The following is an 18,101-nucleotide window of genomic DNA, read 5'->3' as shown; positions in this document are numbered from 1 at the left end:
CGTTCTGAGCGCAGTACCGCAGACTAGCTCTGCACCTCGATCGTGCTCAGCCCGTTGCCCTGGCGCCGGACCTTGATCTGCACGGGAATCCGTTCATGCATTTCCTGAACGTGGGAGATGACCCCGACCTTGCGGCCCTGGGCCTGAAGGCCGTCCAGCGCATCCATCGCCAGTTGCAGGGATTCGGGGTCGAGGCTGCCAAAGCCTTCGTCGATGAACAGCGACTCGATACGCAAGGTGCTCGACGCCATCGAAGCCAGCCCCAGGGCCAGCGCCAGCGACACCAGAAAGGTTTCTCCGCCGGACAGCGAATGCACTGAGCGCAGCTCGTCGCCCATCTCCGTATCCAGTACCAGCAGACCGAGCATGCTGCCGCCACGCTTGAGGCGATAGCGGCGCACCAGCTGGCGGAGCTGCGCGTTGGCGTGGTGAACCAACAGGTCAAGGTTGTAGGCCTGGGCGATCTTGCGGAATTTGTCGCCTTCGGCAGAACCGATCAACGTGGCCAGACGCGCCCAGCGCTGAAATTCCGCATTGGCTGCTTCGATGCGTGCCTGCAATTCGCTGCTCGCATCGCGCCGGCGCTGGTCTTCGCTCAAGCGTGCACGCAAATCCGCGCACTGCTGCTCACTGACCGCGCACTGCTGGGCGGCGTCCGAGAGCGCGGCTTGCAACTGTGAGTGATCCAGGCCATCGCCATGCTGCGCCTGGTGTTGTTGCAAACGTTGTTGACGTTCCTGCAACAACACCCGAGCTTGCTCCAGCGCCTTCTCGCTGGCCTGCAATTGTTGGCGCAGCTGTTCGATGCGCGCGTCGTCGTAGGTCAGCAGCGCTTCGAGCGCACTGTCATCCAGCTCGCGGTGATCGTTGCGCCATTCGCTGATCAAGGCGTCGAGTTCGCTCAGTTCCTCTTGCAGCGTATGTTGCTGCTGGGTGTCGGACTTGAGTTCCGCAGCCAGCTGGATCAATTGCGCCTGTACATCCTGCAAAGCCTTGCCGACCGCGCCTTCCGCGTCACGGGCCTGCTCAACCGCCTGCTCCAGTGCCGTTTGCCAGTGCTCGGCGTCGACGTGGCCGCGCAGCAGTTCGCTGAGCACTTGCTGGCTGGCTTGCTGTTGATTGGCCAGAGTGGTGACTTGTTGTTGAAGCTCGGCCTGGCGCTCTTGACGACCGCGCTGTTCGAGCTGTTCTTTCTCGATCCTGGGCTGGCGCTCGCGGTGCTCTTTCTGTTCTTCGGCTTGCTGCTCCAGCTGGTCGAGGCGTTCGGTGACCTGCTGCTCAAGCCGCATGGCCGTGACCGACGTATCGTTACGCAGCCCGTCGAGCATTTTCGGCGATACAAGCGACGCCAGCCCGGTCAGTTCCTCGTCCAGACGCTCCCGGTCGACGGCCATCTGTTTGAGCTGGTCGGCAACCTGGACCGCTGCGCTCTGGCTGGTTTCCTGGGCGGCCCGCAATTGTTGCTGCAGGCGCGCCGCGTCTTTTTGCAGGGTGAGCAGTGCCTGCTGACGCTGTTCGTCATGACTGATGACTTCGCCCAGCTGGCTCAGTTGCGTACTCAGCCACGCATCGCGCTGCGCCGGGTCGCGGTCCAGCAGTTTTTGGGCGAAGGGGTGGGCCTGGAGGTCGGGTGCCAGCGCCTGCTGTTGCAGGGTCAGTTGTTCATGCTGGCGCAACAGCTCTTTCTGGCGCGCGATGACGCCGCCGACCTGCTCGCGCAGCTGGGTGTACTGCTCTTTGAGCACATCCACCGCTCTGGAAGCGTCGGCCTGTTCGTCCTCGTCGTGGCGGGCCAGGCTTTCCAGCATGGCTTCGGGCTTGTGCCAGGGATGCTCGATGCTACCGCAGACCGGGCAGGGCTGGTCATCCTGCAGCTGACCGCGCAGCTCTTCAACACTGGCGCTACGGGCCAGACGCTGGCGTTCGAGCAACTGGCGGGTCACCGTCAGGGTCTGTTCGGCGATCTTGAGTTCGTCGCGAACCCGGATGCCTTCAGCCGTGAGCTGTTCGCGCTCCACCCGGGCATCGTGTTGTTGCTGCCCCAGCGCGAGCAGTTGTCGATCGATGTCCTGTTGGCTGGCCCAGAGCCGGGCCAGGTCTTCGTAAGCGCGTTGCTGTTTGCGGTTGTCCTGCAGCAGGCTGCCGAGAATCTGCACTTGTTCGGTCACAGCATCGACTTCGCAGTCGGCTTCGCGGTACAGCAGCTCCAGTGCGCCGCGCTGTTCGACCAGCTCGCGGTCGGCGTCGGCGGCACGTTGCTGCAAGGCGGGCAGCTCGTTTTGTCCAAGCTTGAGACGATTGGCCGTCAGCGTCAGGGATTTCAAACGGTCGCGCCACGCGCTCCAGCCCTGGGCCAGTGGGGCCAGTTCTTCACTGCGCGCCAGCTGCTGCGCGATGCGTTCAAGGCGTTGTTCGACTTGAAGCTGCTGATCGAGCAGGGTTTGCAGGCGCGCCTGTCCTTCACTGCTCTGCTGCCCGGCCTGTCGATGCAGGTCCGTCTGCCTGGCGAGTTCCTGAACCAGCCGGCTCAGGGTGTTCTGCATGTCAAAGGCCTGTTGCAACAGCGGCCGCGCGTCGGCGTGGTTGCGTTGCGCGTCAACCAGCCCGGCCTGGGCTGCGGCGCGCTGTGCTTCAAGCTGGCCTTGCTGGTCCAGCAACGCACGTTGTTGCTGCTGATGCTCGCGGATCCTCCCGGCCAGCGGTGTCAGCTGCGCCTGAAGGGCGAGACGCCGGGTGAAACGATGGCGGTGCGGCCCGAGCCGTTCCAGTTGGCCCAGGGTCTGGCGCTCGCCGCTCTGTTCGTCCCGGTTCTGCTGAGCGCGGTTCAGGGTTTCGCTTGCGGCGAGCTGTTCATCCTGCAATCGGTCCAGCTCGGTGAACCACTGCTGGCGCAGTTCCAGCTGGCGCTGTTGCGCCTGATGCAGTTTGAGCTGTTGTTGCGCGGCTTCCATGGCCTGCTCAAGTTCGGCGCGCTGTTGCGGTTCCAGTGGCACGATATTGCCCGCCTGATCCCTCAGCGTCTTCAATGCCTCTTCGCTTTCCTTGCTCTTGCTGTAGGCGCGGCGCCCCAACTGGCTGTAGATCGCCGTGTTGGTCAGCTTCTCCAGCAGCTCGCTGCGTTCCTTGTCATCGGCTTTGAGGAACGCGCTGAACTCGCTCTGGGCAAGCATTACCGCGCGGGTGAACTGCTCGAAATTCAGACCCAGCCGGGCCTCGATCAGTTGCTCGAATTCGCGTTTGCTCTGGTTGCTCAGGATCTGCTCGCTGTCCAGATCAGTCAGTGTCTGACGGCTGGCTTGGAGTTTCTTTGCGGCGTTATCGCGGGCGCGGTTGGTTTCCCAACGGGCGCGGTAACGACGCTGATCGATACCGATGAAGTCCACTTCCGCGTAGCCGCTGCCGGTGCCCCGGCGCAGCAAGGTGCGCGGATCGCTGGTGGTGATGTCGCCATCGACGTCCGGCACTCTGGACTGACCGATATTGCTCAAGCGCGGGATGGCGCCAAACAAGGCCAGGCACAGAGCGTCGAGCAGGGTGCTCTTGCCCGCGCCGGTCGGCCCGGTGATGGCGAACAGGCCAGCGCTGGCCAGCGGCTCTGCAGTGAAATCCAGCTCGAACGGTCCGGCCAGCGAAGCCAGGTTTTTCAGGCGAATGGCGAGGATTTTCATGGTTGCTCATTCTCCTGCTGAACATCACGCAGCAGTGTGGCGAAGTCGCTCAGCGTCTGCTCATCCACCTCGGTGCCGTAGTTGTCCAGCCACGCGCGGCTGAAAAGCTCCTGAGGGCTGAGCTGGTCCAGTTCGATCAGGGCCTGCTCATCGTCTGCGCTGTCGCTGCCCTTGCCGGCGTACTCGGCACCGATACGCACCAGTCGAACCGCCTTGCCTTGCAACGCGGTCTCGATCTGGTTGCGCAGGTCCGGCTGCGGCTCGTCCAGACGCACGCGTACCTCCAGCCATGGCTGGCGATCGGGGTCGGCCAGCAGATCGATGTCCGGCAGTTCCCTGAGTTGCAATAGCAGTTCCGCCAGCGGGGCAGGGCCCAGCCGTTGCAGGTTGACCGCGCGCGGAATCAGGCACGTCTCGACACTGGTCAGCTGTTCGCCGTCGCAGTTGATTTCGAGAATCTGGTGCTGATAGCCGATTTCCGAAAACGACAGCGGAATCGGCGATCCGCTGTAGCGGATACGCTCTTCGCCGTTGACGCGTTGTGGTTTGTGCAGATGGCCCAGAGCGACGTAAGTGATGCTTGGCCCGAACAGGCTAGCGGGCAACGCTTCGGCGTTGCCGATGATCAGGCTGCGTTCGGAGTCTTCGGACACCGAGCCACCAGCCATGTGCGCATGGCTGACGGCGATCAGTGCCTGGCCCGGCTGACGCTTGCGGTTGGCCGCTTCGATCAACAGCTCATGAACCCGGCCGATGCCGCGCAGGTAATCATCACCCAGTGCCGCGCCGGTAACTTCAGCCGGGCGCAGGAACGGCAATGCCAGGCACCAGGCCTGGATATCGCCGTTGGCATCGGGCAACGGCAGTAACAGGCGTTCGGCATCCAGGGTTCCGTCGTCCAGCCACATCACCCGGCCCAGCGCATGGGTGCGCAGGCGCCGCATCAGCGGCGCGGGCAGCTCGATGCGCGAGCCGGAATCATGGTTGCCGGCGATCATTACGATGGTCAGCAACGGTTGCCGTTCATGGGCCTGAACGATGAAATCGTAAAGGCGCTCCTGGGCTTTGACCGGCGGGTTGACCGTATCGAAGATATCCCCGGCGATCAGCAACACATCAGGTTGCCGCTCGGCCAGTCGTGCCAGCAGCCAGGTCAGGAAGCAGGCGTGCTCGAAATCCCGCTCCTGGCCGTGGAGGTTCTGACCCAGGTGCCAGTCGGAGGTGTGGAACAGACGCATTGAAGTACCTTGTTATGAAACCGAGGGCCGGTGAACGCAGCCATCCTGCAATCCCTCGCGCAAAAACCTGTAACGCTGCTCCTGCGAGTACATCACTTTGGATACAACGGAGGCAGTCCGGCGTCACCGGTTTGATCATGAATGTGCACGGCGGCAGGGAGGGTGCGAATGGCGCGCCACAGGTCTTCACCCAGCCACAGCTGGCCGGTTTCGCTGTACAACGCACCGTTCAGGCCGTCCAGCGCATCCGAAAGCGGCACGAAACGGGCAGCCATGTCGGCCAGGGTTTCGGGTTGCTGACGCGCCCAGGCATCCAGCGCCTGCCGGGTGGCGTGCGGGTCGTTAGCCTGACAGGCGCGCTTGAGGTCGTCCAGCACGGTGCGCGGGCTCGGTCCGGCCTGGGCTGCGCGGGCCACGGCCGGCTGTCCGCGGGCTCGCCACCAGAGAATCGAGACCACCAGCGTGGTAAAGGCAAAGAACAGCGTGCTCATCTGCCACGGCCACACGGGTGCGCCGGGCCCCGCCAGCCCCAGGTCGCTGTCGACCGGCGCATCAACGGCCAGCCCCGGGTTGGTGTTGATCTGCAGGGTTCGCGCGGGGAGGCTGGTGTGCTCCAGATGGTCTTCGCGGGTATTCCACCAGGTCACTTCAACAGCCGGTAATTCAATGGCCCCGGCGCGGTTCGGCACCAGTGCCTCGCGCTCTTCCCGGGTGCCGATCAGACCGCGTTCGCTGGCCAGATTGTTCAGCTGCGGCTGGTCAGGGTAGCGGCGCAGTCCCGCTACCTCTGTGGGTGGCAACGGCGGCAGCTGCGATCCGGCTTGCCCTTCGGCCTTGAGGATCAACGTGCGGGTGAGCGAGTCCCCGACCTGCGTATTGCCAGGCTCCGGGCTCCAGCTTTCTTCAAGCGTGAGGCTGCGCGCAGGCAGCCATGGCACGTTGGCCGGATAATCGGCCGGACGCGGCTTGACGGTCAGCGGCACCTGCGCAGAGCTGACGCGCATCAGCTTGCCCGGTTGCGGGCCGAACGGGTTGGCGTTCTGCTGGGGATTTTCACCGGGTGTCTGGACCAGCGTGGCGGTGAATACCTGGGCCGGGATCATCAGCACGCCGCTTTGCTGTGGATAGATGGCATACCGCATTTCAATCACGCCGTGCCGCACGCCATTGATCAGCTTTTCATAAGTGCGCGAGTCGCCCAGTTTCTCGATCCGGGCGTCGGGGATCTGCAACGGTGAAAGGCTGCTGTCATCGAACAGCGAAACCGAGTGGTAGATGCGCAGCGTCAGCACGGCCTGCGCCTGAACGTACGCGGTGTCGTGGTCCAGTGTGGCTTCGATGAAGATCGGCGCCAGTGCCGTTTCCGCATCCGGGCTCCCGCCCTGAACCACCTGTAATGTCACCGGCTCGCTTTTGAGTTCGCCCAGTTGCAGGGGCGGAATGACCACGCTGCCGGTTTTGCGCGGCAGCAGTGTGATGATCCAGCGGGTCGTGGCTTCCGTGGTGCCATCCAGTGTGGTCAGACGGTTCAGCTGCCGGGAATCACGGACTTCGAAATCGGCATCCAGCACGCTCAGATCGGGTTTGCCGAACTGGGTGAAGTCGCTGGTTTCAAGGGTCAGCTCGACCGTTTCGCCGGCGATCAGGCGCGTGCGGTCGACGCTGGCAGTCAGATCGGCCGCCTGAATCGACAGAGCGAACAGCCCCAACAGCAGGCCGGTCATGAAGGTGTACGCGCGACTCATCGGGTCTTTTCCTGATGTTGCTGTTCATAGCGGAATTTGCGCCGCAGCAGTTCACCCGGATCGTCCGGGATCTTTCTCAGCCACTGTTCCAGCTCCTGCCGTCGTTCCCCGGTCAGCTGACTGTCGGCGGGCTGGATCGGCGGGCGGGTTGTCTGTTCATCGTCCAGTGATTCGCCGTCCGCGGTACGACCGGCTGACTCGGTGGGAGGGCCTTCGCTGCTGGTCTGTTCGCCGGATTCGGATGCCTGCTCGTCGCCCTCCGACGAGGACTGAGCCTGACTCGGCGGTGTGCTGTCCGCTTCTTCATCATTATCCTCGGCTGGCGCGGCGTCGTTCTCGTCGTCTTGCGGGCCGCCGTCCTGATCGACGAGGCCCTGGACCAACTCGCGATTGTATTGCGCGGCGGGGAAGTCGGGCTGACGCTCCAGTGCCTGATCATAAGCGTCGAGGGCAGCTTGCAGTTCACCGCTGCGCGCAAGAGCGGTGGCGCGATTGTAGTGATCGGCTGCGGTATCGCCCTCGGCGAAGCGCTGAGCGGCGGTCGCATAGTCGCCGGCCTCAAACAATGCGATGCCTTTCCAGCGCGGATCTTCGAAACGTTGCGCCGCTTCGGCCGGTCGATGCTGCTCCAGCAACCGTTGACCCTGCTGATCGGGACGCAGCCACAAGTCCTGGAATTCAAATGCCTGACTCTGTTGCGGGACCATCAGCAGCAACGGCAGACAGAATAGCCAGCCGCGTCGTCCGGCGCACGCCGCAATGAGCAGCAAGGGCAGCAGGAACCAGTGACCCTGATCGGCCCAGGTATCGAGCTGCACCATTCGGCCTTCGCTGCGCACCTGTTGCGGACTGGCCAGCAGGCCGAGGCTACGCAGGTCATCATCGTCGGATCTGGCTTGCCGATAGCTGCCGCCGATCTGTTCGGCGAAATCATTGAGGCTGCTGCTGTCCAGGCGTGGCACCAGAATCGCGCCCTGTTCGTCCTTGAGCAGGCTGCCGTTTTCCTCGGTCACCGGCGCGCCTTCTGCAGTGCCGATGCCGAGCATCAGCAGGGGCGGCGAATCTCCTCGCAGCAACTGGCGAATCCCCTGACGTTCCGCGTCGTTGAGTGCCGAGGCGATCAGCAGGATACGGCCTTGGCCAAGCCCGCCCTGCTTGAGCAGATCCAGAGCTTTGCCGACGGCCAGGTCTGCGCGTTGCCCGGCCAGGGGCATGATCGATGGTTTGATGGCTTCCAGCAGATTGTGGCTGGTGACCAGATCATCGGAGAGCGGCACCAGCGTGTGCGCGCTGCCGGCATAGACGATGATCGCCGTCTGCGAGTCGCTGCGCAGTTGCAACAGGTCCAGCAGCTTGCGCCGGGCCTGTTCAAGTCGCGTCGGCGGTGTGTCGGTGGCCAGCATCTGTGGCGTCAGCTCCAGCAGGACCACCAGCGGGTCGACCGGTTTCTGGCTGACCTGCTCGACACGCTGCCAGCTTGGCCCGAGCAGGGCGAGCAGGGCCAGAGCCCACGCCAGACCGAGCGCAACCCAGGGCAACTTGCTGTTGCCACCGCGGCCGCCATCCAGCAATACCGAGTGAAAAGCGGTGGGCAGGATCAGCTGCCAGCGACCGGTACGTTTCTGCCGGTGCCAGAGACGCCAGAGCAGGACGACCAGCAGCGGCATGATCAACAGCCACCAGGGGCGGAACCAATGCGGCCAGAGGGCGATCATCTTGGCTTCCTCAGGCGATACAACGTTTCGCGCCAGGGCAGCGTGCGCAGGCGGGTGATCGCACGCGCCAGGGCATGGCCGGGCCAGAGCTCGCGTACCACCAGCATCAGGCTGAGCAGCAGCGCACCGGCGAGCGGCCAGTGGTAGAGCACGATGGCCGGCCGTGCCTGAGTCGGTTGCTGGGCGACAGGTTCCAGAGCGTCGAGGGCGACACGAATCTGCTCCAGCTGATCGCCGTTGCGCGCCCGGAAATACTGGCCGCCGCTCACTTCGGCAATCTGTCTGAGCGTCGGCTCGTCCAGATCCAGGCTGGGATTGAGACCAAGCAAGCCTTGCAGGCCGCTCTTGTCCGGGTCTGAACCGATGCCTACGGTGTAAACGCGCACGCCTTCCTCAGCGGCCAGCCGGGCAGCGGTGATCGGGTCGATCTGCCCGCCGTTGTTGGCCCCGTCGGTGACCAGCACCAGCACCCGGCTGTGCGCCGGACGCAACCGCAGGCGTTTGATTGCCAGCCCTATGGCGTCGCCGATAGCGGTGTTCTTGCCGGCGATGCCGATCCTCGCTTCATCCAGCCAGACCCGCACGGTTCGGCGGTCAAAGGTCAGCGGCGCCTGAACGAACGCCTGGCTGCCAAACAGGATCAGGCCCACGCGGTCACCCTCGCGGCCTTCCAGAAAGTCACCCAGCAAATGTTGCACCAGCACCAGTCGACTGACTTCGTCGCTCTTCCACTGCATGTCCGGATAGTCCATCGAACCGGACACGTCTACCGCCACCAGCAGGTCCCGACCGCTGGCGGCGACGGGCAGCGGCTCGCCCAGCCATTGCGGGCGGGCTGCGGCGATCAGCAGCAACAGCCAGATCAGCAGGAACGGCGCGCGTTGGCGCCAGGCCGGCAGATGAGCCTTGGCCCGGCGACCGCTCAGCCCTTCGAGTTCGGTGAGAAAGCTGACCTTGAGCGCGGCCTCGCCGTTATCGGCCACCGGCAGCAGCCAGCGCAGCACCCACGGCAGCGGGAGCAGGGCGAAGACCCCCGGCCAGACCAGTTCAAACATGCTTGCGAATCCAGGTGTCGACCGCTTGAGTCAGGCCGGCGATGGCCTTGTCGTCCAGCCTGCATTCCGGTTTGTAGGCGCCTTCCACCAGAATCATCCAGCGCGTCAGGCCGGCGGCCGGGCAGCGGTTATCGAGGAAGGCCAGCCATTTGCGCCCGTTGAGCGTGTGGCTCTGACTGTGCGGGTAGTGATTGCGGCACAGACGCTTGAGCAGCCCGTTGATCTGTTGCAGCCACGCGCCGGCGGGCGCGCCGTCGTAGGGTTTGGGCAAACTGGCCAGTTCTGCCAGGGCCGCGATACGTACCGGATCGAGGGCCTGTTCGCTGCTCCGCTCGCGAGCCTTGACCGGCAGCACGGTGCGCAGCCGCCAGATGCCCCAGCCGAGCGCAGGTATCAACAGCAGAAACAGCCACCAGCCCGGCGCGAGCGGCCACCAGTCGACCGGCGCCGGCAGGATCAGCGGCTGCAGTTGATCCAGTGGATTCATTTGCTGCTTCCCGGCCGCTGCGCATTGAGATAGTCGCGCAGTTGCTCTACCAGCCCCAGTTGGGTGTGGAGCGGCATCAACAGCACCCGCAGCTTCTGCGCCAGCAGTTCCCATCGCGCACTGCGCGCTTCGCCCATGGCTCGATAGTGTTTGCGCAGCTCAGGGTCGAGGGTGTCGAGCTCCAGCTGCGCATCGCGTTCGGCAAAACGCAGCAGGCCAGCGGCGGGCAGGGCGCGGTCCAGCGGGTCGGACAACGGCAGCAAGAGCAGGTCGCAGTGCCGTGACAACAGACTCAATTGTTGCTCCGCGCCTTCGGTCAGCGCGCGCTCGTCGCACAGCACGATTACCAGACTGCCGGGACGCAATACTTCGCGGGCGCGGCGCAGGGCCGTGCCGAACGCGTCGCGCTCGGCGGCAATTTCGGTGTGCAGCGACTGGTTGACCCGCACCAGCCGGTTGAGCAACTGCAACAGGCTCTGTTTGCTGCGCCGCGGCTTGATCTCGTAATGCTCGTTGTCACCGAACACCAGCCCGCCGACCCGGTCGTTATGCTCCAGTGCCGCCCAGCCAATCAGCGCGGCCGCCTGGGCGGCGAGCACCGACTTGAACATCTGGCCCGAACCGAAGAACAGTCGTCGGCTCTGCTCAACCAGAATGAAGATCGGCCGTTCCCGTTCTTCATGGAACAGCTTGGTGTGCGGCTCCTGAGTCCGCGCCGTGACGCGCCAGTCGATGCTGCGCACGTCGTCGCCAGCCTGATAAACCCGTACCTGATCGAAATCCACACCGCGGCCACGCAACTTCGAATGATGCAGACCAATCAGCGGGCTGCGGCGGCCCGGTGAGGAAAACAGCTGCACTTCGCGCACGCGATGGCGCATTTCGATCAGCTCGGAAAGGCTGACCCGAATGCCATGCTGTGAAATCAGGTAGGGCTGCATGGCGTCAGGCGACGGCGACGACATCAAGGATTCGCTGGACGACGCGGTCTTGATCGATCCCCGCGGCTTCGGCCTCGAAGGAAAGGATGATGCGATGGCGCAGCACGTCGAACAACACAGCCTGGATATCTTCCGGGCTCACGAAATCGCGTCCCGCCAGCCACGCGTGAGCGCGGGCGCAGCGGTCCAGGGAAATCGAACCCCGGGGGCTGGCGCCGTAGCCGATCCACTCGGCCAGTTCCGGGTCGAACTTGGCGGGCGTGCGGGTGGCCATGACCAGTTGCACCAGGTATTCCTCCACCGCGTCGGCCATGTACAGGCCGAGGATTTCCTTGCGCGCTGCGAAGATGGCCTGTTGGCTGACGCGGCGTTCCGGCTTGGTTTCGCCGTTGAGGGCTTCTCCGCGGGCCTGCTGGAGAATCTTGCGTTCTACGGCTGCGTCCGGGAACCCGATCTTGACGTGCATCAGAAACCGGTCGAGCTGCGCCTCCGGCAACGGGTATGTGCCTTCCTGCTCGATAGGGTTCTGGGTCGCCATGACCAGAAACAGCGGCGACAGGTCATAGGTACTACGCCCGATGCTCACCTGGCGCTCGGCCATGGCTTCAAGCAGCGCTGACTGGACTTTGGCCGGAGCGCGGTTGATCTCGTCGGCCAGCACCAGATTGTGGAAGATCGGACCCTGCTGGAACACGAAGCTGCCGGTTTCCGGACGATAGATTTCCGTACCGGTGATGTCGGCGGGCAGCAGGTCGGGGGTGAACTGGATGCGATGGAACTGCGCTTCGATGCCCTCGGCCAGCTCCTTGATGGCCTTGGTCTTGGCCAGCCCCGGCGCGCCTTCGACAAGCATATGGCCGTCGGCAAGCAGCGCGATGAGAAGACGTTCGATCAGCTTTTCCTGGCCGAGGATTTGCGTTGAGAGAAATGTTCGCAGCGCGATCAACGCTTCACGATGTTCCATCGATAACGGTTCCTGGCAGGTAATCAGGCGAGTCGGACGACTGCTCGGCTGGGGGCGATACTTTAATCCATCCGAGTACGATCCACTAATGACACCGGGTGATTTTGTGGATTTCAGGACCTGTATCGCGGAATTTTGGGAATTGTCCGACAAGTTTTGTAGATTTCTTGTAGGAAGCATGATCCGGCGCTCCCCAACCGTCCCGCTCAAGACAGTCGATAGAAGCGCGCGGCGTTATCCCATAATGCGCGCCGGGCGCCGGCTTCGCCCAGGGCATCGGTCAGCAGCACGACATCCTGCGCGTCGAACGGGCGCGGCGCGCGGGTCGAAGGCAGGTCGGTGCCGAACATCAGTGCCGCCGGATTGGCGGCGTCGATACTGCGCAGCGCTTGTGCCACGGGGAAGTCGACTCGTCCGAAGCCGCAGGCCTTGATGCGCGCGCCGCGCTCCGCCAGCCGCAGTACTGCCGGCAGACCCTCCCCGCTGAGCCCCAGATGATCGATGCTGATGGCGGGCAGTTGCAGCAGTCGGCTCTCGATCTGCGGCAATTCCCGAGAGTCGATGTAAAACTCGGCATGCCAGCCGACCTGCTCATGCACGCGACGGGCAAGAAACTCCAGTTGGTCCAGCTGTTCCGAGCCGCCGCGCCGCAGGTTGAAGCGCAGGCCCCGGACACCGGCGGCGTCCAGCGCCTGGAGTTCGGCGTCAGTCACGCTGGCCGGCAGTTGGGTCACGCCGACGAATGCAGGCCCCAATCGATGCAGCGCATCGAGCAGATAGCCCTGATCGAACCCCTGAAACGAACCCGACACCACGGCGCCGCCAGCCACCCCCAAGGGCGTGGCCTGCGCCAGATAGTCCGGGACCGTGAAGGGCTCGGGCAGGTAGCCATCGTTGGGTATGAGCGGAAATCCGGGGTCGATGATGTGGCAATGGGCGTCGAAGACGGGAAGCATATGGACCCCTGAACTCTGCTCTTGAAGTCTGGCGGTGAACATTCTGCGGGCAGGTGATTTGTGCGAGGTTGTCAGCCGGACTCCCGGACGGACCCCCGGCGATCTTCATCGTCCTGAATGACCGGTACACCTGAGGTTTCCGCTCGTCACTTTCATCCGGGTAGCTCACTGTAACCTGCTTCACTTCTGAAAGCGGTCTCTGGTCGTGGCCATTTCACGGATGAAATGCACAGGTACGTTGCCAGCATGAAAAAGGAAGCCGGAACGCTTGTCCAGGCGAATCGCGCCATGGATATTCTGTTGAGCAGGTTTCAGACTCAATCCCCATCCGCACGAGCCGCTATCACCGCGGCCTTTCCCTCGGTATTCAGTATCGCCACCGGGAAGATGTCGCAGTTGCTGGAATCGGACCCTCTGCTGCACATCTCCACCGCCCGCGAATTGCGAGCCGCGTCGATTGCCATGAGTGCGGCGGTTGCGCGACGTTTTCGCGAACAGCGGCTGACAGCAGCGATTCGCAAGACGGTACGCAGGGACAACGGCGTGCTGGGTTTGCTGGACACTCCTACCTACAGCGACATGTTCAACCCCGACTGGGCCAGTCATTGCCCGCCGGACGCCATCGAGGCGAACACATCGCCGGTCGCTTATCTGGCCGACCTGTACCGGGAAGTGGAGGTCGTCGAAAGGATGGGCGACACGGATCGAACCATCCCTTTGGCGACCCGTCGTCCCGACCTGGCCTCATTGCTGTTGGATCACACAGCGCTCAATCGGGTCGAGCCGACGCTGGTGCTGGTCAACGAGATTCTCGAAAAATCGATCCGCGCGTACCTTGACGGCATCAGCCTGCCGCATAAGTCGGTCGATGACGCCATGCTGGAGGTGCGCTACCCCTTTTCGTTGCCATACGAGCGGTATCAACAGCAGATCAACTATGTGCTCAACCGCCGTGAGCGGCTGCCCGGCGACCCGATCCGGGCAATCGACCCGGCCTATCCGTATTTCAAGGAACCGGGTGTGCACTCGCTGTTGTCGGACATTGCCCTGATTCAGGACAGTGGCCTGGGGCCTGTGCAGCAAGGCTTGTTGGTCGAATCCCCGTATGCTGCCGGAGCAGGAGATGCTGGCGAGACAAAGTGTCCTCGAAGAATCAATCCGCGAAACGGCAAGGTTGAAAGCCCGCCGTTGGCGATCAACTTCTTCAAAGGCAACTATGGCACCGATGACATCCTCGCACTGACAGATACCCAGACGTTCTGCCTGAGAACCGGACTGACCACCGACCAGCTCGATTCGCTGCTCTCGGTAGGGCCATACGCGCCGTCCTTGTCGAACAACGTCACAAACCCCGAGGCCGAGGTTGCGGTCGATGGCGCTGTGTATGGTTCGATCTATATCAATGCCGGCGTCAGTCCTGCAATGAGCATCGAGTCATCAGAGGAGGACGGTGCTCCTGTGCATCGCCTGATCGATACCAGCATGGACCGCTTCGACCGAATGAATCGCATGATCCGACTGGCCGGGTGGTTGCAGTTGCCGTTCGACCAGGTGGATCAGTTGCTTGCCGCTTCTCATCAAGCGGAGCAGCGCGCGGCGAACGTAATACGTCGACAGGTCGCCCCCGTTTCGCACCTCATCACCCAGGACACGCTGCGCGCAATCGGGCTATTCCAGCGGGTTCGCACCCTTTATGACGTACCCGCCGAAGACTTTGCGGCGATGCTCTACGGACTGTCCGTTTACGCCCGCGGCAAGACACCTTCGCAGTTTGATCGGGTGTTCAACAGCCAGGCCATGTTTTCCATCCCTTTGATACTCGATGGTTCTCCTTTCGTGGTAACCCCCAGGAGCGAAGACGAGCGGCAAAAAATCGATCACCTCTGCGCCGCTCTGGGCATGACCTACGAAATGTATCGCTTTGTCGCCAAGGTCGTGGAGCAGTCGTGGGCAAGCCAGCCCCTGTGCTGGGACAGGGAGACGGTGTCGGCGTTCTATCGTCTGGTCAGGCTGCCTCGCTATCTGGGACTCACTACCATCGAAGCGCTGGCGCTCCTGGAGCTGCTGGACGGGGGTGGCAGTCAGCTGACGTCCAGGCTGGCCGGCATCCCGCAGATCGCGACGTATCACGCTTCCGCCAGCACTGACACGCTGAGTGTCATTCATGCTCTAGTGGATTGCGCAGCGTGGTTGCAGGACAGCAACTGGACCGTGGCCCACCTGTGCGATCTGGTAATGCCGGCCCTGACCCGGCCCGTGGCGACTGATACCGAACACGGGCTTTTGCAACGGATTCACTCGCGGCTGAACTCTGCGCTTATCAATGACAACAGTTTTGCCGAGGCTGGCGCGCCCGAATCTTTGCTGAAATCGAAGACCGATGATCGAGGCGTGCCGGTTTACTTTGAGGAGCCGATCGACTGGTACACAGCGCTGGCACGCGTTGTCGATCCAGGTACCGCGAATCCTGCCGCCAGAGGTTTGGTGAAGTACCTGAAGGATGAAACGGAGGACTCATTCGAGAAAGCCGTCAGCAGTGAGGTCTTGCTCGCACTGGAGTCATCAGGACTTCCCGTCGAAGAGCTGCATAAAAAGATAACCAATATGATCATGCGCGCAAGAGGCGCCCAGGAAGCGCTGCTGATGGAAGGTCTGGCAGCTTATCTGAATACCTCGGCGGACCAGGCCAAGGCCTTGCTGTTCTGGAGTGACGGCAACCGTTACCAGCTGCTTCTGGAAGTGTTACGGGTTTACGGGGCGGACGCATCGGCAAGCGTAGCCATCGGTGATGAGGTGCTGCTGGTACTGGTTGCTCTGTCCAAACGCGCAGCGCTCAGTGACCACCTGACGTTAAGCCTCGCACTGATTACCCACCATGTCGAGCATCCTGAATGGTTCGGGCTGTCAGACGCCGGACTTTCCCTGCGAGCGGTTTATTTCTTGACCCAGTACGCCAGTGCGCTACGACTCAGCGAGCAAAGCGAAGACATGCTGCTCGACTATTTCAGGTTGATAAACACCCTTTGGGACGGGGCTACGGAAGGAGACAAACGTCTGATCCGCGACAGTGCGGCCGGCAAGCTTGCAGCTTTTTTGCGGTGGGGGGTACGTGACGTGATTGCGGTTTCCGACCGGTTGAACCCTGAAACAGGCGTCCTTTTTACGCTTCCCGAATTCAACGTGCTGGCCCAGGCATCGTTGCTGGCAAAACATACCGGGCTCGACGCGAATGCTTCGCTGGCGCTCCATGAACTGACGCCAACAACCCCCATCGGACTTTATCGCAGGGCTGCGGCATTGGCGCTGAGCAGCCTGACCGAATCGCCTTCCAACAGGAGTATTGGCGAAGTAGGTCAAAGTCACTCCAGTGTGATTACCGTGGCGCCGGATTACCTGGTGGCGCAACGGGAGACTGACGTAGCGATCTTTACCATCACTTTGCAGGATCTCATGGACGAGCCACTAAGCGACGTGACAGTCAGCTGGACGACGGACTTGGGAGATTTGGAGAGCAGCATCAGCGTCACCGACGCGCAAGGGCAGGCTAGTGTGAAACTGCATAGCGGTCAGGCGATGGGGATCGCTCATGTGGTTGCGGAGTACGGCCTTGGCGAGCGGCTGATTGCTCCGGTGGTGACTATCGACTGTGATGAAACTTCGCTGCGCTTCATTGAAGGCGAATACTCGCCCTCGACAGCGCTTGCCAATAACCTAGAGGCAATCCGCTTCAGCGCAACCTTGGAGGATGCTTACGGCAACAAGGGTATCGACCGTATTGTCGAGTGGACCGCAACGCTTGGAGAGTTCAGACGGTTTCAAACCTACACAGACGAGCAAGGCACGACTGAAGCCGAGTTACGTAGCCGACCTGCGGGTAAATCACAGGCCACTGCATATTATAAAAATGGTCGTGACTGGGATTTCATCGAGGTTGAATTCCTAAGCATTCCTTACTTCCAGTACGTGCGGTTCAACAACACCGTTGTGACGGGACAGGAAACGGAGGTGGTGTGCAGCCTGGTGGAACTGGATGGTACCCCAGTGGCTGGCCAGGAAATCACTTGGGCCGACGATGCTGGCGGTTTACTTGAAACAACGAGCACCACCGATGACCGCGGAGTTGCCTCTGCACGGTTCAAGGCGGCTAGCGAAGGCAGCGTTGTCGTGACAGCCAGTGCCGGCGATCCGGTCGTTGACAAGGACAGTGCGCAGACGACAATTCACCCTGAGGTTGTCATTGACCGGTTTGAAGCAAGCGGTGAGGAGTTCCTCGTCGGTAGTGCGGATGCCATGGTCTTTTCGGTGTGGCTGAAGGCCGGAAATGTACCTGTGCGCCGTTTTCCGGTCGAATGGCGAGTTAATGACTCACTTGAAGCTACTGTCCAGACGGATGCTGATGGATTGGCCAGGTTCAGTTCAAGGTTCCCTATGGGAAATCACGTTGTTAAATCTATTGTTACTGGTATGGGCGCTTCCGTTGAATTTCCGGTTTTTGCAATGCCCCCGTGCGAATTTGAAGTGGCATTGGAGGGTGACTTTGATCCGGATTACCCGAACCTGTTAGGACGTAAGAAAAATCAGAGTCTGCTCGTAAAAGTCGTAGGGCCTGGAGGAGATGCTCTCCACGGAGTCGAGTTTTCACTTGACTATGTGGCGTCAGCGTTGGCGCGTATCAGCGGCGCTGGGCAGGCGAAAATATCTTCGTTGGAGGGGACGCGATTCCCAATCATCGTGGATTTTAATACCGGTGCGTATGGTGATATCGAGATCACATTAAGCGGGCGTCTACCGAAAACACTAACGAGGGTTTACAAGGTCGGCTGGATCTGCAGAATGAGCAGTGTTTATATCCGCAGAATGTCGACTTCAGGACAGATACTCTTAATGAATTGCGATCCCGGTTATTCGTCTCCGATGGATGTTCCAGCAGATTTTTCCGTGATGCTGGATTTTAATGCTGAAAACAAGGATTGGAACCTTTCAATTCCAGTCAGTATCCATGAGTGGGGGCTTATGCAAGGTTTCATTAATGAACCGGATGCTGCGGGTCTGGTAGTTGACGACCAAGTATGGTGTTCCGGTGTAACGCTTTTGAATGGATATCTTGTGATAAAGCCAACTCCTGGCAGGGTCAGCATGCCTTGGACTGATCAGTAGTTCAAGCAAGCTGGTGGTTTTGTTACCTCGCGGTAAGGCAGGACGATATTGGGAGTATTTGTTCTGCCAGTCCTGCCTTGCGGTCAAGAACAGTGGTTTGCTTGGGATGGAGGGGGTGCTGAGCAGAGGTTGTTCTGGTTGCTGTATTACAGATTAAAGGGGTTAGCGGTTCGTA

At 61.7% G+C, this 18,101-nt stretch carries 9 protein-coding genes and 2 pseudogenes; 1 reads left to right on the top strand and 10 read right to left on the bottom strand.

Annotation, left to right across the window (positions count from 1 at the left end; translation table 11 throughout):
* Positions 1-23: 23 nt before the first annotated feature.
* The 10 genes and pseudogenes from J3P77_RS15425 to J3P77_RS15380 form a co-directional block, all read right to left on the bottom strand.
* Positions 24-3,668, bottom strand: a complete 3,645-nt coding sequence (locus tag J3P77_RS15425; RefSeq protein ID WP_434677465.1) for an AAA family ATPase — start codon at positions 3,666-3,668, stop codon at positions 24-26.
* Entirely contained in the window at positions 3,665-4,906 is a 1,242-nt protein-coding gene (locus J3P77_RS15420; protein ID WP_434677464.1) for an exonuclease SbcCD subunit D C-terminal domain-containing protein, read from the bottom strand. The genes J3P77_RS15425 and J3P77_RS15420 overlap by 4 nt, the downstream gene beginning before the upstream one ends.
* A 92-nt stretch (positions 4,907-4,998) precedes the next feature.
* On the bottom strand, positions 4,999-6,651 hold the full coding sequence (locus J3P77_RS15415; protein WP_434677463.1) for a BatD family protein: 1,653 nt from the start codon (positions 6,649-6,651) through the stop codon (positions 4,999-5,001).
* Positions 6,648-6,827 (bottom strand): annotated as a pseudogene (locus tag J3P77_RS15410) (hypothetical protein); the annotation flags it as partial. The gene J3P77_RS15415 and the pseudogene J3P77_RS15410, both read right to left, overlap by 4 nt.
* Before the next feature lie 182 nt (positions 6,828-7,009).
* Positions 7,010-8,366: pseudogene (locus tag J3P77_RS15405) on the bottom strand (VWA domain-containing protein); the annotation flags it as partial.
* The gene (locus tag J3P77_RS15400) at positions 8,363-9,421 is read right to left on the bottom strand and encodes a vWA domain-containing protein (RefSeq protein WP_434677462.1); all 1,059 of its coding nucleotides are present in this window, start codon (positions 9,419-9,421) and stop codon (positions 8,363-8,365) included. The pseudogene J3P77_RS15405 and the gene J3P77_RS15400, both read right to left, overlap by 4 nt.
* Entirely contained in the window at positions 9,414-9,908 is a 495-nt protein-coding gene (locus J3P77_RS15395; protein ID WP_434677461.1) for a DUF4381 domain-containing protein, read from the bottom strand. Before J3P77_RS15395 ends, J3P77_RS15400 begins: the two co-directional genes overlap by 8 nt.
* The gene (locus J3P77_RS15390) at positions 9,905-10,849 is read right to left on the bottom strand and encodes a DUF58 domain-containing protein (RefSeq protein WP_434682030.1); all 945 of its coding nucleotides are present in this window, start codon (positions 10,847-10,849) and stop codon (positions 9,905-9,907) included. Before J3P77_RS15390 ends, J3P77_RS15395 begins: the two co-directional genes overlap by 4 nt.
* Before the next feature lie 4 nt (positions 10,850-10,853).
* Positions 10,854-11,813: an AAA family ATPase gene (locus J3P77_RS15385; protein WP_434677460.1), complete on the bottom strand. Its 960-nt coding sequence runs from the start codon at positions 11,811-11,813 to the stop codon at positions 10,854-10,856.
* Between the two features lie 206 nt (positions 11,814-12,019).
* A complete protein-coding gene (locus tag J3P77_RS15380) occupies positions 12,020-12,769 on the bottom strand; it encodes an amidohydrolase family protein (RefSeq protein ID WP_434677459.1) in 750 nt (249 codons plus the stop codon).
* A gap of 246 nt (positions 12,770-13,015) precedes the next feature.
* On the opposite strand from J3P77_RS15380, the gene J3P77_RS15375 reads away from it, so the two are divergent.
* Positions 13,016-17,926, top strand: a complete 4,911-nt coding sequence (locus tag J3P77_RS15375) for a Tc toxin subunit A (RefSeq protein WP_434677458.1) — start codon at positions 13,016-13,018, stop codon at positions 17,924-17,926.
* Positions 17,927-18,101 lie beyond the last annotated feature (175 nt).

The organism is Pseudomonas sp. R1-18 (genome assembly GCF_051132095.1).
In the GTDB taxonomy this organism is placed as follows: domain Bacteria; phylum Pseudomonadota; class Gammaproteobacteria; order Pseudomonadales; family Pseudomonadaceae; genus Aquipseudomonas.
The sequence above is the reverse complement of the archived record's forward strand: the minus strand, read 5'-3'. Positions and strand labels throughout refer to the sequence as shown.

Coding starts and splice junctions, on each gene's coding strand:
- J3P77_RS15420 (WP_434677464.1), bottom strand. CDS start 4,906: ATGCGTCTGTTCCACACCTCCGACTGGCACCTGGGTCAGAACCTCCAC.
- J3P77_RS15385 (WP_434677460.1), bottom strand. CDS start 11,813: ATGGAACATCGTGAAGCGTTGATCGCGCTGCGAACATTTCTCTCAACG.
- J3P77_RS15380 (WP_434677459.1), bottom strand. CDS start 12,769: ATGCTTCCCGTCTTCGACGCCCATTGCCACATCATCGACCCCGGATTT.
- J3P77_RS15390 (WP_434682030.1), bottom strand. CDS start 10,849: ATGCAGCCCTACCTGATTTCACAGCATGGCATTCGGGTCAGCCTTTCC.
- J3P77_RS15400 (WP_434677462.1), bottom strand. CDS start 9,421: ATGTTTGAACTGGTCTGGCCGGGGGTCTTCGCCCTGCTCCCGCTGCCG.
- J3P77_RS15395 (WP_434677461.1), bottom strand. CDS start 9,908: ATGAATCCACTGGATCAACTGCAGCCGCTGATCCTGCCGGCGCCGGTC.
- J3P77_RS15375 (WP_434677458.1), top strand. CDS start 13,016: ATGAAAAAGGAAGCCGGAACGCTTGTCCAGGCGAATCGCGCCATGGAT.
- J3P77_RS15425 (WP_434677465.1), bottom strand. CDS start 3,668: ATGAAAATCCTCGCCATTCGCCTGAAAAACCTGGCTTCGCTGGCCGGA.
- J3P77_RS15415 (WP_434677463.1), bottom strand. CDS start 6,651: ATGAGTCGCGCGTACACCTTCATGACCGGCCTGCTGTTGGGGCTGTTC.